The organism is uncultured Microbacterium sp., from assembly GCF_947488465.1.
Classification (GTDB): Bacteria; Actinomycetota; Actinomycetes; order Actinomycetales; family Microbacteriaceae; genus Microbacterium.
The window spans coordinates 108,057-122,164 of sequence record NZ_CANKZA010000005.1 but is presented as its reverse complement, the minus strand read 5'-3'; the positions used below and the strand labels follow the sequence as shown (position 1 = coordinate 122,164).

Below are 14,108 nucleotides of genomic sequence, written 5' to 3'. Positions count from 1 at the left end.
GCCGCCGACCGGTAAACTCCCCCTCATGGATAAACTCCTCGTCACCGGCGGCGCCGGCTTCATCGGCTCCGATTTCGTGCACTACATTCTCGAGAACACCGACAAGTCGGTCACCGTGCTCGACAAGCTCACGTACGCGGGCTCCCTCGCCTCGCTGAAGGACTTGCCGGCGGATCGCTTCCGGTTCGTCGAAGGAGACATCTGCGACGCGGATCTGGTGACGGGTCTGTTCGCCGAGCACGATGCCGTCGTTCACTATGCGGCGGAGTCCCACAACGACAACTCGCTGAGCGGGCCGGCGCCTTTCGTCCAGACGAACCTCGTGGGCACCTTCACGTTGCTTGAGGCCGCGCGTGCCACCGGTGTGCGCTACCACCACATCTCGACGGACGAGGTATACGGCGATCTCGAACTCGATGACCCGGAGCGGTTCACCGAGCAGACGCCCTACAACCCTTCCAGCCCGTACTCGTCGACGAAGGCCGGTTCGGATCTCCTCGTCCGAGCATGGGTGCGGTCGTTCGGCGTCGCCGCAACGATCAGCAACTGCTCCAACAACTACGGTCCTCGACAGCACGTCGAGAAGTTCATTCCGCGCCAGATCACGAACCTCATCGACGGGGTACGCCCCCGCCTCTACGGCGACGGACGCAACGTGCGGGACTGGATCCACGCCGACGACCACTCCTCGGCCGTCCTGCGCATTCTCGAGCGTGGTCGCATCGGTGAGACCTACCTCATCGGCGCCGACGGCGAGAAATCCAACCGCGACGTCGTGGAGATCATCCTGCAGACCATGGGTCGCCCGGCCGATGACTACGACCTCGTCACCGATCGGCCCGGTCACGACCTGCGCTACGCGATCGACTGGTCGAAGCTCCGCACTGAGCTGGGCTGGGAGCCGACATACCGTGACTTCAGCGCGGGCATCGCGGCGACGGTGGCCTGGTACCAGGACAACGAGGAGTGGTGGCGCCCCCAGAAGGCCGAAGCCGAGGCCAAGTACGCGACCGTGGGGCAGTGACCGCCGTGGAGTATGGCAAAGCGCTCGCAGCACACGACACGTCGATCCCCGGCTTGACCCTCTTCGACATCCCCGTGCACGGCGACAACCGGGGCTGGTTCAAGGAGAACTGGCAGCGGGAGAAGATGATGGCTCTGGGCCTGCCCGACCTCGGACCCGTCCAGAACAACATCTCGTTCAACCGCAACGCGGGAACCACCCGCGGCATTCACGCGGAACCCTGGGACAAGTTCATCTCGGTCGCGACCGGCAGTGTGTTCGGCGCCTGGGTCGACCTGCGCGCCGGTGAAGGCTTCGGGCGCCTGTTCACCGCGACGATCGATCCATCGATGGCGATCTTCGTCCCCCGAGGCGTCGGCAACGCATTCCAAACCCTCGAAGCGGACACCGCCTACACCTACCTGGTCAACGACCACTGGACGCCGCAAGCCGAGTACACCTTCTTGAACCTGGCCGACGAGACCACCGCCGTGCCGTGGCCGATCTCACTCGACCAGGCCGACGTGTCGGAGAAGGATCGCAATCACCCCCGCCTCGGCGCGGTGACACCGATCACTGTCTGACACTCACCCTCCATCCACGCCACAGGAGTTCCTGCATGCCCGAAAATGTGCTCATCACCGGCGGCGCCGGCTTCATCGGATCGGCTCTGACACGGCGCCTCGTCGACGCCGGGCACCGCGTCACCATCCTCGACTCGCTGGTCGCGCAAGTGCATGGAGACGCACCGCATGAGACCTCCGCGCTTCTGAGGTCGGTCGCGGACATCGCGGACGTCCGTGTGGGCACAGTGACATCCGAGGACGATCTTCGCGCCGCCCTCGTCGACGCGACCGTCGTCGTCCATCTGGCCGCCGAAACCGGCACCGGCCAGTCGATGTACGAGATTTCTCGCTACGTCGAGACCAACGTCGGCGGCACCGGCAAGCTGCTCGATCTCCTGGCGAACGAACCCCACTCCGTGCGGCGCGTCGTGATCGCATCGTCGCGATCGGTATATGGCGAGGGCGCCTACGAGACGGAGGACGGAACGACCGTCTTTCCCCCGCACCGTTCTTCAGACGCGATGGCGTCGGGTGATTTCGACGTCCACGTCACGGCGGGCGATGCGCTCACTCTCATCCCGACCCCGGAGACCGCGCTCCTGCATCCGTCTTCGGTCTACGGGATCACGAAGCAGTCGCAGGAAGCGCTCATCATGACCGCCGCGCCGACACTCGGGGTGGAGTCCGTCGCGTTGCGCTACCAGAACGTGTACGGGCCTGGCCAGTCGCTGAAGAACCCGTATACCGGGATCCTCTCGATCTTCTCGACCCTCATCCGCCAGGGAAAGGCCATCAACATCTTCGAGGACGGCCTCGAGAGCCGCGACTTCGTCTATGTCGACGATGTGGTGGAGGCAACCTTCCTGGCGTGCGTCGACCCCCGGGCCGCCGGACACACGTTCAACGTCGGCTCCGGCGTGCAGACCACGGTGCGCGAGGTCGTCGACGCGCTCATCCTCGCATTCGGGACCGAGGTTCCCGTCTCGGTCTCGGGGAACTTCCGACTCGGAGACATCCGGCACAATGTCGCCGATACGACGCGCATCCGGCAGACCCTCGGGTTCACGGCCGCCGTGCCGTTCGAGGTCGGCATCCGCCGTTTCGCGGAGTGGGTACTCACTCAGCCTCTCGAGACGGACGGGTACGAGCGTTCCCTGGCGGAGATGGCAGAGCGCAAGCTTCTGAAGTAGTCCCGCCCGGTCTTCCGCCCGCGTTCAGGTCACCTCAGCGCGGCCGCCGGCACGACCCACACCTTCGCGGCAACCCCGTAGGTTGCAGAGATCCAGGCGCGTGACGCGCTGTCCCCCGCGTTCATGAGGCCACCCGACGCCAAGTAGACCGGGTCGCCGGGCTGTTCGCGGATGAAGTGCGGGCGGAGCTCTGCGCCGGCCGCTGGGACGCCTTCCGAGCCCCGCGAACCGATGGCAGTGAAGGACAGCGGCGCGTAGTCGGACCTGTTCACGGCGAGCCATCCTTCACCCGTGAGGATGAAGGTGCCCGATCCGGTGTCGATCCGGGTCGGAAGGTCACCCTCAGTCCCGATCAGATCCACGGATGCCGGCGAGATCTTCCAGGCACCCGCTGTCACCGTGCCGATGCGCGACGCCGCAGGCACGGCGAACGTGCGTCCCGCTCCCGTGATGACGCGGACGTCTCCCGCGCGATCGTCGTACATGCCCACGCCGACGACGGGGGCGGCGAGGCGGATCTGATTGAGCACGTTCGCGGACACCGGTGTCGCCGCGGTTCCGATCCCATAGGCGGCGAGCACCCGGGGGTCGGGGACTTCGCGCTTCGTGCCGCTCTGGATGAGCCAGGAGTAGCCGTCGGGCGAGCGGAGGAGCCCCGCGAGTGCACCGCCGTCGCGGGTGGTCGACAGCTGGGCCGCCGTGATGACGCGCAGTGACGCACAGTCCTTGCCGAAGTCCGCCGCAGCGGCGCATCCGGACGTGCGGTAGCGCGTGTTGCCGTCCATGAGGAAGACCTCACCACTGTCACTCTTGACCATCAGGTCGTAGGAGATCGTGACCCCGGAAAGAGCTCCCGCAACGAGCACCCACACTTTCGGCGGCACGCCGTACCGCGCCGTGATAGCGGCCCGCTCCGCGGCTCCACTGACGACCTGAGCTGCTCCACTCGAGACCAGGAACTCCTGCCCACTGGCGGCATCGCGCACGAAGTGCGGCCGCGGCTCGTTCGCCGCGATCGGAATGCCGACGTAGGCGCGCGAGGACAGCGCCGTGAACGCCGCGTCACCGCCGTAGGTCGCCGACGGCACCTCCAGCCATCCTTCCTGCGTCAGCACGAAGGAACGCGCGTCACTGCGCATACGCGACGCAAGCGGTGCCGTGACCGACAGCATGCCGAAGCTCTGGGGGGTCAGCTTGCGCACGGCGCTCGCGACGACACCGGTGGCTTGATCAACGGTCAACGAATACTGTCCGCTCGACGTCACGAGGGTGCGAGCGGCGCCGCCGTCGGAGTAGACACCCGCGGCCAAAACGGGCACGCCGACCGGCAGGCGGGCTGCCGTCGCGGACGATACCGCGCTCGTCGTCGCTGGGATTCCGTAGATCGAGAGAATCGCAGGGTCCAGCACTTGCCGCATCTGCCCGCTCTGCGGAAGCCAGACCGTGCCCGCGGGCGTGCGGACCAGGTACGAGAGCGTGCCGACGATCGCATACTGCGCGAGCTCCACAGGCGTGATCGTCCGCGACGTGGTGCACTCCCCGCCCCAATCCGCGACCTGCGTGCAGTCGCGCAGTCGATAGGCGCGCGAACCGTCCAGCAGGTAATTCACGCCGGCAGCGGTGCGCACGACACCCTCGGCGGAGGTCGCATCTCCGATGGCGCCGTCGAGCACCGGCCACACGCGTGAGCTCACGCCGTACGTGCGCGTGACCCAGGCCTGATCCGCCGCAGAGACGGCCTGGAGGGTGCCCCACGACACGAGATACGTCTGACTGTCCGAGCGTTCGCGGACGAAATGCGGACCGTTCACCTGGCCCGCGGTCGGGAGCCCCGCGGCCGCCCCCGCGGGCAGTGTCGTGAACGGCAACGTCGCGGGATAGTCGGCTGCGTTCACCTCGAGCCAGCCGCCGTCCACCATGACGTACGAGCGGCCACCCGACGTCATCCGAATCGGCATCGTCGAGGACGAGGTCAGCATCGCGAACGACTCCGCCGTGAGTTCCCGTGCACTGCGAGCGATCGCGGTTCCGCTCGCGGCGTCCGGCACTCCGTAGACGCCGGCATCGGTCTGCATCCGGTACGGGTTCGTTGCATCGCGATACACGCCGACTGCGGTGACCGGCGCCGTCGCGGCGTAGTCGGCGATCATCGCTGCGGAGACCCGCGATACCGTCGCGGGGATACCGAACCGTGGCAGCAGATTCACATCGACGACCTCGCGCCGCGATCCGCTCTGGATGAGCCACGTGGGCCCTCCGGATGTGATGACGCGCGCAAGGTAGCCGGCATCCGGATAGCGCTCGACTTGCGAGTCATCCGCAACCGGGAGGGAGCTGTAGTCCCATCCGAGGTCGCCCACTTGGGCGATATCGTGCACCCGCAGACGCTGGCCACTGTCAAGGAGGTACGCAATGCCGGCGCGCGTCTTGATGCCTCGCTTGGCGTCACCCTTGTCGGTGTAGGCACTCAGCTCAGACGCAGCGACCTGGCGAGGGCTCGCGATCCAGGTGAACTGGGCGGCGATCTCCGCGGTCGCCAGTCGCCAGCGCGAGCCACCGCTGACGATGTACCGGTCAGAAGTGCCCGTCACGTGCAGGATCTGCAGCACGTCGCCCTGCGTCGAGCCGAACCACTGGGTGTAGTAGTTGTAGAAGTTGCGGTTGCCGTAGGCGGAGCATGCGTTGCCGAGCCCAAAGCCGGCCGCGAGCGCTGCCGCGTTCGGCTGATACGGCGTGTAGGTGTACAGCGCCGCCGTGGCGTAGTTCTGGATGTTCAGGTTCGTGCCACCGCACGCCGAGTTGGGGCTGTAGCCGATGAAGTTGACGCCGGGTTGCTTGCCGAATCGCGCAGCCTTGTACGTCATGAGCTGCTGGGTGCCCTTGAGGATCTGCGGGCCCACTCCGGCGAACGCCGGGTCGCAGGGCGCGGTGTCGGGGCACGATGCCCCCATCGCGGCCGAGAGGTTCCAGTCCGACGGGGCCTTGCTGGTCGTCAGCCCCTGCTCTTTCTGGAGCGTGACGAGGATGACCTTGGCCGAGATCCCGCAGGCGACCTGCACGCGGTAGATCAGTTCGGACACCTTCATGGTGCCCCCCTGGATCGCCGAGCAGATGAGGTTTCCGGTGGACTGTGACCTCACCTCTCCCCGCGACGAGATCCCCGCGTTGAGAACGTTGAGGCATTTTCCGTTGTTGCAGGTGCCGATCTTGGCGTCGAGGAAGGCCTGGATCTCCGCGGCAGTCATGGCCGCGTTGTCATAGAACAGCGCGTCGGAGATGATGTTCTCCGCGTTGAAGCCGACCACCGCGGCGGTCTTGACGATCCCCGAATCGACCGCCTGCGACGCGGGCTGAACCGCCTGCTCGATGTCGGCGCCGACGGCGGCATGCGCTGGGCTCGCGACGAGCAGAGATCCGACGAGCGCGATCATCGCGATCACCGCGCCAGCCAGGCTGGGCACCGGGCGGGCGCGGCCGGATGAGCGAATGATGATTCGGGGGATCATGTGACCATTGTTACTGAAGTCAACGCCTGATACCACCAAAGATCGAACGACACGCCCGAGACACGCCGCTCAAAGCATCCTCAGAGGTCGGCGTGCAGCTGCCACACACGCTCGGCCGCGCCGGTCCAGGAGAAGGCACGACCGCGGTCTCCCGAGAGAACCGCGAGGCGCTCGACGGCATCGCTCGAGGCAAGCGCCGTCGCCAGAGCCGCGCTCATCCCCCCCTCGTCGGCGAGCAGACCGCCGTCGAGGATGACCTCGCTGTGCACCGCACTGTCCGCCGCGACGATCGGCACCCCGAGAGCCAGCGCCTCGATCACGCGCCACGGGTAGGTGCTGTCGGTCCGCGGCGCGAGCAGCGCGACGGCATCCGCCAGGATGGCTGCGCGATCGGCGGCATCCAGCGCGCGTCGAACGGTGACCCGACCCGGCTGCAGACTCGCAGCCGTCGCGAGGTCATCCACCGCAGGCTCGTCGCCGTCGGGCACATCGAGCACAACCACGGGCAGGTCAGACCCGGCCTCGGCGATCGCGGCGAAGGCCGCATCCAGCCGCGCGGACGGGGCGGACCCGCCGGAAACGACCAGGCATCCGCTCGGCACATCCAGGGCGCGCCGACGTCCGACCTCGTCGGTCGGCACGGAGAAACCCACCGGCGCGGCGCCCGGGATGACCCGGATGCGCTCACCCAGTCGCGCGATCTCGCCGAGCCGATCCGCGAGCGCGTGGGTCGGGACGACCACCGCATCGGCGTGCTTCGCCGCGCGCTTGAGCATGCCCCGATGCCACGCGACCGCCATCTTCGAGAGTTCTTCCGGGTGCTCCCATGCGGCGAGATCCCACAGGGTGACCACGGTCTGATCGTGATCGTGGATGCGGTCGTGCTTGACGAGCGGCGCAAGGATCGTCGGCGAGTGGACCATGCCCCGAGGTGCCCCCGACGGCACACCCAACTGCCACGCGGCGGCGAGTTCGCGGCGCGGCAGTGTCATTCGGGTGATGTCGGACAGGCCCGGGACCTCCCGTTCGAGGGTGGCTGCGGCATCCGGCCCCGCGGGGACGACCGCGGCGACCTCGCACCCGGCCGGCGCCGTGCGCACGAGTTCACGGGCGAGTTCCCGCGATGCGGTGGCGAGGTCGGCATCCGTCCGCGCAACGACCTGGTCGAGCACGACGTGCAGCGTCGCGGTCATGCCTCACCCCTCCGGGGCCGGGGTCGCGGTGGGCGGGTGCAGCGTCGTCTGCATCAGATCGCGCACGAGCGCCCAGTCGTCGACAGTCGGCGCATCCGGGTCAACCCCCGCACCCTCAGGAGTGAGCTCGATCGTCGTGACCGGCTGCTCCTTCGCCTTGACGGCAAGCCCGGTCAGGAACGGCAGGAGCGACTCGGGGATGTCGGTCTGGACGAGATCCTCCCCCGCCGCGGCGACCTCCTGGAAGCGCACGAGCACGTTTGCCGGGGTCGCCTGCGCGAGGATCGCTTGCTGCAGCTCGCGCTGGCGACGCATGCGGTCCCAGTCGCTCGTCGTGTAGCGAGAGCGCGCGTACCACTGCGCCGTGTCGCCGTCCATGTGCTGCGGTCCGGCTTCGATCCAGCCGGTCGCCCAGTCCGCCGCGGGCTCGCCCTCATACGTGGGTCCGCCGCCCTCCGGCAGACGCTCGGTGACGGTGATGTCGACCCCACCGAGCGCGTCGACGATATCGGCGAAACCCTTCATGTCGACGAAGACGTAATAGGGGATCTCGATGCCGAGGACCCCGGATGCGGCATCCTTCGTGGCTTCGATCGCGGGCGACGAACCCTGATCGGCGGCATCCGGGTAGATGCTCTCGCCGCGATCGGGCTGGCAGACCTCGACGGCGTTGGTCAGCTGGTTCATGCCGGCGGCCCAGCCGCACGTCTGCGACACGTGCCCCTCGAACCCATTCGGATAGAGATCCTGCATGGGCCCCTCAGCGAAGGGGGCGTTCTGCATATCGCGCGGGATGCCGGTGATCGTCACCGCGCCGCTATCGGCGTTGACGGAGACGACCGAGATGCTGTCGAAGCGCATGGAGTCGCGGCCGAGGCCGCTGTCGGCACCCAAGAGCAGGATGTTGTAGTAGCCGTCGGACGGCGGGACGGACGGGCCGCTGTTGCCGAAGATCGTGGCGAGCGCCTCGCGGGCCGGCCCGATGAGCGACTGCGCCGCGTAGACCGCACCACCGCTGGAGAGGACGAGGCCGACGATCGCGACCACCGCCGCACCGGCCTTCGACCAGCCGCTGACCTTGACGAAGCGGACGAGCCTCAACGTGTCGATCGTGAGGACGAGCCAGAGCACGGCGTAGGCGAGCAGCACGAGCTGGACGACGAGGAGCGCCGCTCCGTTGGCGAGCGAATAGAGCAGCGTCGGCCAGAGGAGAGAGGTCAGCAGCGCCAGCAGCGCGACCGTCCACATCACGAGCGTCGCGGTGAGGCCGATGCGCCCCAGGCGCCGCGAGCCGGCGAGGATCTGCGCCGATCCGGGGATGAGGAAGTTCAGCGCCACGAGCCACCAGGCCCGGCGGGTCATCATGGCGGGCGACGACGCATCCGGTCGGCGCATCGGCTGCGTCTCGATGAGCGGAGCCGGCCGCGTTCCCGACCGCGGCGGTGCCAACGTCACAGGGAGTCCTTCAGCCGACGGTTCTTCTCGTCCACCTGAGCCTCGAGCGTGCGCGCGTACTCCTCGACGCGGTCTGCGAGGCGGTCATCACCCGTCGCGAGGATGCGTGCCGCGAGCAGTCCGGCGTTCTTCGCGCCGTTGATCGACACCGTCGCCACCGGGATGCCGGCGGGCATCTGCACGATGCTGAGGAGCGAATCCATGCCGTCGAGGGTGGCGAGTTGGACGGGCACACCGATCACCGGCAACGCGGTCAGCGAGGCCAGCATCCCCGGCAGGTGCGCTGCTCCCCCGGCGCCCGCAATGATGACCTTGAGTCCGCGCGATCGCGCCTCGCGGCCGTAGCTCAACAGCTTGTCGGGCGTGCGGTGCGCCGAGACGACCTCGACCTCGTGCGCGACGCCGAACTCCGTCAGCGCCTGCGAGGCGTCGCTCATGATCCGCCAGTCCGAGTCGGAGCCCATGACGACGCCGACGAGAGGAGAGTCTGAGGAATGCAGGGCGCGGGTCACCCGTCCAGGGTAGGCGGCTCGGCTGGAAGAATCCCGGAGCGCCACGCAACCCCGGCCGGCGGCTGGATCCCCGGCCGCGCGTCAGTCGCCGAAGCAGGCGGCAGCCGAGCGGGCCTCGTAGACCACGGCGTCCAGATCGTCGCCGGCGGCGTTCACGTGGCCGACCTTGCGGCCTGGGCGCGGCGCCTTGCCGTACGTGTGGACCTTGGCCGACGGGTGGGCGGTGAGCGCCGCCGGCAGGCGGCTCTCAAGGGTGTCCGCCGCCGGTCCGCCCAGGATGTTGACCATGACCGACCACGGCTGCCGGATGCCGGGGTCTCCGAGCGGCAGGTCGAGCACCGCCCGGACGTGCTGCTCGAATTGCCCGGTGATCGCGCCGTCCTGGCCCCAGTGGCCGGAGTTGTGCGGGCGCATCGCGAGCTCGTTGACGAGGATGCGTTCATCCGCCGTCTCGAACAGTTCCACGGCGAGCATCCCGGTGACGCCGAGCCCCTCGGAGATCGCTTCGCCGATCTGCGCGGCGACCTCGGCGAGGCGGCCGGTCGCGTGCGGCGCGGGGGCGATCACTTCGGCGCAGACACCGCCGCGCTGCACGGTCTCGACGACGGGATAGGTGACGATCTGCCCCGACGGGCGCCGCGCGACCTGCTGGGCGAGCTCGCGCGTGAAGTCCACGAGCTCTTCGACCAGCAGCGGTGTGCCGTCCGCGAGCCAGTCCGCGGCATCCTCCGGCGTCGACACCACGCGGACTCCCTTGCCGTCGTAGCCGCCGCGCGGAGTCTTGATCACGGCCCGCCCGCCGTGCGAGTCGAGGAAAGCCTGGAGGCCGGCGGCATCCGTGATCTCAGCCCACTCCGGCTGCGGCATGCCGAGCTCGGCGAGGCGTGCGCGCATGACGAGCTTGTCCTGCGCGTACTGGAGCGCATCGGGCCCGGGATGGACGGCGATCCCCTCGGCGACGAGCGCGCGCAAGACGTGCTGCGGGACGTGCTCGTGGTCGAAGGTGACGACGTCGACATCCTGCGCGAACGCGCGGACGGTCTCGAGGTCGCGGTAGTCGCCCGTCGCCGTCGCCGCGATCTGCGCCGACATTCCGGGCTCCTCAGCGAGCACCCGCACGTCGATGCCGAGTTCGACCGCCGGCGCGATCATCATGCGCGCCAATTGTCCGCCGCCGACGATTCCCAGAGTCAGTGCCATGCAGCCATCTTCCCAGGTCCGCGAGGGGCACGCCGTCCCGTCAGGGCAGCGGAGGTGGATCGCCGGGCATGATCGGGATGCTGTGCGAATCGCGGTGGGCGAGGATCTGGCTCACCTCGACCTGATCGGCAAGCGTCTCGTGGACCAGTCGCACGGAGGGGACGTTCGCGAGCCGAAGCGTGCGGTCCGCGCCGGTGAGGGTCAGGGTCCCCGCTCCCCAGAGCCGCTGCAGCGGCCCGCGTCGCTCAGAGATGGCGTAGCCGCGGGCGTGGCTGAGTTCGCTGCGGCGGCGGCCGAAGAATCCCGACCGCTCGATCACGCGCCGCGTGGTGATCGTGTAGGTGTGCGACAGCCACCGGACGTAGGGCACCACGACGAGCAGCAGGACGATGAGTCCGGCGGCGGTCCACAGCATCCAGTCCTCGAACGGAGCCGGGAGGTTCTGCCAGAAGTAGCCGACCGCGGCGGCCACCGCAATGAGCACGAGCGCCGACCACAGCAGGCGCCGGGCGTGCGCGCGCAGGCGCGCGACGCGCAGCTCCGCCGCCGCGCTGCCCGGAGCGGGCGTGACGGGGCGTCCCTGGTAGGCCGTCGGCTGGGTCACGGGTCCATTGTGCCCATCCGCGTGCCGTTTACAGGCTCGACCGGCCAGGAAACGCCGGATCGACCCGCAAAACGACGATTCATCCTGTAGGCGTCACGCGCGAATCAGCGCAGATGCACGATGTCGGCCGCAGCGATGACCGATTCGACCCCGTCCGCGGCGAGAACCAGGCGGCCTTCCGCGTCCAGGCGCTCCGCGCGGCCGTGCAGCACGGTGCCGTCCGGCAGAGATGCCGCGACGTCGGCGCCGATCGTCGCGCACAGCGCCGAGACGGCCGGCGCCACGGCCGCACCCCCGTGGACGGCGAGCGTCGCGATGTCGTCCCGGAGGAACGTCAGATAATCGGCAAGAAGCCGGTCCTCGTCGGCCTCGCGACCGAGCGCGGCGAACGACGTCGCGGTCGTGACGGGCAGATCCGCGGCCACCATCGAGGTGTTCACTCCGGCCCCGACGATCACGACGTGCGGATCCGACGGCAACACCTCCGCCAGGATGCCGCAGATCTTCTGCCGGTCCACGAGCACATCGTTGGGCCACTTGAGCGTCACCGGGAGCCCCGTGAGTTGTGCGGCGATCGCCCGGGTCATGGCGGCGCCGGCGATCAGCGGAATCCAGCCCCGGTCGGCGGTGGCGACGGCACTCACCCGCAGAAGGACCGAGACGGCGAGCGCCGAGCCGGCCGGCGTCGTCCACGACCGGTCGAGCCGGCCGCGGCCGGCGCGCTGATCGCGGGTGAGTAGGACCGACAGGTGCGGATGCCCGTGGACATCAGCCTCGGCATCTCGGAGGAGTTTCGCGTTGGTCGAGTCGACCTGATCGATCACCTGCAGGCGCGGGCTGACGGCGGCGGCACGCGGATATCCCTCGGGAGGCATAGACATGCGCCCCACCCTACGCCGCCCCCGCGAGAGTGCACAGCGGAATCGGGATCGCGTTGTCGATGTCCCCTCATGTCCGAGGCGACCCGGTCGCTAGGGTGGAACGCGTGACCGACAGCTTCGACATGTCCACGACCGCCGGCAAGATCGCCGACCTCCGCGCGCGCTATCAGGAGGCGGTCGTCGACGCCGAGACCGTCGCGCGCGACAAGCAGCACGCCAAGGGCAAGATGACGGCGCGCGAGCGCATCGAGCTGCTCGTCGACCCGGGTTCCTTCGTCGAACTCGACGAGTATGTCCGCCACCGCACGAGCGCGTTCGGGATGGATCGCGCGCGCCCCTACGGCGATTCCGTCGTCACGGGCGTCGGGACGATCCACGGCCGCACCGTCGCGGTCTACTCCCAGGACTTCACGACCTTCGGCGGCTCACTCGGCGAGGTCGCCGGCGACAAGATCATCAAGGTCATGGAGTTCGCTCTCCGCGGCGGCATGCCGATCATCGGCATCCTCGACTCCGGCGGCGCGCGCATTCAGGAAGGCGTGGTCGCCCTCGGCAAATACGGCGAGATCTTCCGCCTGAACACCGCAGCGTCCGGCGTCATCCCACAGATTTCGCTCATCATGGGCCCCGCGGCGGGCGGTGCGGTCTACTCTCCCGCGCTCACGGACTTCGTGGTCATGGTCGACAAGACGAGCCAGATGTTCGTCACCGGCCCCGACGTCATCAAGACCGTCACGGGCGAAGACGTCGGCATGGAAGAACTCGGTGGCGCGCACACGCACAACACCCGTTCGGGCGTCGCGCACTACCTCGCCGAAGACGAAGACGACGCGATCGACTACGTCCGCACCATGGTCGGATTCTTGCCCGATAACAACATGTCGGAGATCCCGGTCTACGAGAACGGTTTCGAGTGGGAGACGACGGATGCCGATCGCGTCCTCAACACGGTGATCCCCGACTCCCCGAACCAGCCGTACGACATCCACCAGGTCATCGCGCACATCACTGACGGCGGGGACTTCCTGGAGGTGCAGCCGCTGTTCGCGCCGAACATCGTGATCGGCTTCGGCCGGATCGAGGGGCGCACGGTCGGCATCATCGCCAACCAGCCGTCGCAGATGGCCGGAACGCTCAACATCCAGGCGGGCGAGAAAGCCAGCAGGTTCGTGCGGTTCTGCGACGCGTTCTCCATCCCGATCTTGACCCTCGTCGACGTGCCCGGATATCTCCCCGGCACCGACCAGGAATGGGAGGGTGTCATCCGGCGCGGCGCGAAGCTCCTGTATGCCTACGCCGAAGCAACGGTGCCGCTCGTGACCGTGATCCTCCGCAAGGCCTACGGCGGCGCGTACATCGTCATGGGTTCCAAGCAGCTCGGCGCCGACGTCAACCTCGCATGGCCGACCGCCGAGATCGCGGTCATGGGTGGCCAGGGCGCCGTCAACATCCTCTACCGCGGCGAGATCAAGAAGGCGGAGGACGCCGGGGAGGACGTCGCCGCCGTCCGCACCCGCCTCGCCAACGAGTACACCTACGACGTCGCCTCTCCGTTCCTGGCAGCCGAACGTGGCGAGCTCGACGGCATCATCGAACCCGCTCAGACCCGGGTGTACGTCGCCAAGGCCCTGCGCGCGCTCCGCGGCAAGCGCGCCAGCCTGCCCGCGAAGAAGCACGGGAACATTCCGCTATGAGCGGCCAGGGCGATGCGCGCTCGACCCCCCGCGAGCCGGGCGCCGAGCCGGTGCGCCTCCGCGTGCTCAGCGGCGAGCCGACTCCGGAAGAGCTCGCGGCGGTCATGGCCGTCGTCACGGAGGCCTATGAGGGCGAAGCCGCCGCGGCCGTGACAGAGGACGCTCCGCTCACCTCGGCGTGGCAGATCTCGGCGCGCGCCCTGCGGCCGACGCTGCGTCGCGATATCGCCTGGGGCCGGTTCGGCGGGTAGCGGACCACACCCATGTCCCCCAAAGTACCTACAGACAACGCGACCATGGGTCG

Annotated in this window: 11 protein-coding genes and 1 pseudogene; 5 read left to right on the top strand and 7 right to left on the bottom strand. The window is 68.5% G+C overall.

Features of this window, described 5'->3' with window-relative positions:
* The first annotated feature begins 25 nt into the window (after positions 1 to 25).
* The 3 genes and pseudogenes from rfbB to Q0653_RS11785 all read left to right on the top strand — a co-directional run bounded on the left by rfbB (position 26) and on the right by Q0653_RS11785 (position 2,759).
* Positions 26 to 1,024 (top strand): dTDP-glucose 4,6-dehydratase, encoded by a 999-nt coding sequence (gene rfbB / locus Q0653_RS11795; protein ID WP_298944728.1) that lies wholly within the window; start codon positions 26 to 28, stop codon positions 1,022 to 1,024.
* A pseudogene (locus Q0653_RS11790) lies at positions 1,021 to 1,676 on the top strand (dTDP-4-dehydrorhamnose 3,5-epimerase family protein); the annotation flags it as partial. The gene rfbB and the pseudogene Q0653_RS11790, both read left to right, overlap by 4 nt.
* Positions 1,662 to 2,759, top strand: a complete 1,098-nt coding sequence (locus Q0653_RS11785) for an NAD-dependent epimerase/dehydratase family protein (RefSeq protein WP_298944853.1) — start codon at positions 1,662 to 1,664, stop codon at positions 2,757 to 2,759. The pseudogene Q0653_RS11790 and the gene Q0653_RS11785, both read left to right, overlap by 15 nt.
* A 29-nt stretch (positions 2,760 to 2,788) precedes the next feature.
* Here the strand turns inward: Q0653_RS11785 and Q0653_RS11780 are convergent, their stop codons facing one another.
* From Q0653_RS11780 to Q0653_RS11750, 7 genes are all read right to left on the bottom strand, one after another.
* Positions 2,789 to 6,265 (bottom strand): hypothetical protein, encoded by a 3,477-nt coding sequence (locus Q0653_RS11780; RefSeq protein WP_298944727.1) that lies wholly within the window; start codon positions 6,263 to 6,265, stop codon positions 2,789 to 2,791.
* Between the two features lie 80 nt (positions 6,266 to 6,345).
* Positions 6,346 to 7,458: a glycosyltransferase gene (locus tag Q0653_RS11775; protein WP_298944726.1), complete on the bottom strand. Its 1,113-nt coding sequence runs from the start codon at positions 7,456 to 7,458 to the stop codon at positions 6,346 to 6,348.
* A 3-nt stretch (positions 7,459 to 7,461) separates the two neighbouring features.
* A complete protein-coding gene (locus Q0653_RS11770; protein WP_298944725.1) occupies positions 7,462 to 8,913 on the bottom strand; it encodes an LCP family protein in 1,452 nt (483 codons plus the stop codon).
* On the bottom strand, positions 8,910 to 9,377 hold the full coding sequence (purE, locus tag Q0653_RS11765; RefSeq protein ID WP_298944851.1) for a 5-(carboxyamino)imidazole ribonucleotide mutase: 468 nt from the start codon (positions 9,375 to 9,377) through the stop codon (positions 8,910 to 8,912). Before purE ends, Q0653_RS11770 begins: the two co-directional genes overlap by 4 nt.
* Before the next feature lie 129 nt (positions 9,378 to 9,506).
* On the bottom strand, positions 9,507 to 10,625 hold the full coding sequence (locus Q0653_RS11760) for a 5-(carboxyamino)imidazole ribonucleotide synthase (RefSeq protein ID WP_298944724.1): 1,119 nt from the start codon (positions 10,623 to 10,625) through the stop codon (positions 9,507 to 9,509).
* 40 nt (positions 10,626 to 10,665) lie between these two features.
* Positions 10,666 to 11,229 carry a PH domain-containing protein gene (locus tag Q0653_RS11755; RefSeq protein WP_298944723.1) on the bottom strand — a complete coding sequence of 188 codons (564 nt, stop codon included), beginning with the start codon at positions 11,227 to 11,229 and terminating at the stop codon, positions 10,666 to 10,668.
* Between the two features lie 104 nt (positions 11,230 to 11,333).
* Positions 11,334 to 12,110, bottom strand: a complete 777-nt coding sequence (locus Q0653_RS11750) for a biotin--[acetyl-CoA-carboxylase] ligase (RefSeq protein ID WP_298944722.1) — start codon at positions 12,108 to 12,110, stop codon at positions 11,334 to 11,336.
* 59 nt (positions 12,111 to 12,169) lie between these two features.
* On the opposite strand from Q0653_RS11750, the gene Q0653_RS11745 reads away from it, so the two are divergent.
* Positions 12,170 to 13,804, top strand: coding sequence for an acyl-CoA carboxylase subunit beta (locus Q0653_RS11745; protein ID WP_298944721.1), 1,635 nt, complete (start codon positions 12,170 to 12,172; stop codon positions 13,802 to 13,804).
* On the top strand, positions 13,801 to 14,055 hold the full coding sequence (locus tag Q0653_RS11740) for an acyl-CoA carboxylase subunit epsilon (protein WP_298743361.1): 255 nt from the start codon (positions 13,801 to 13,803) through the stop codon (positions 14,053 to 14,055). The genes Q0653_RS11745 and Q0653_RS11740 overlap by 4 nt, the downstream gene beginning before the upstream one ends.
* Positions 14,056 to 14,108 lie beyond the last annotated feature (53 nt).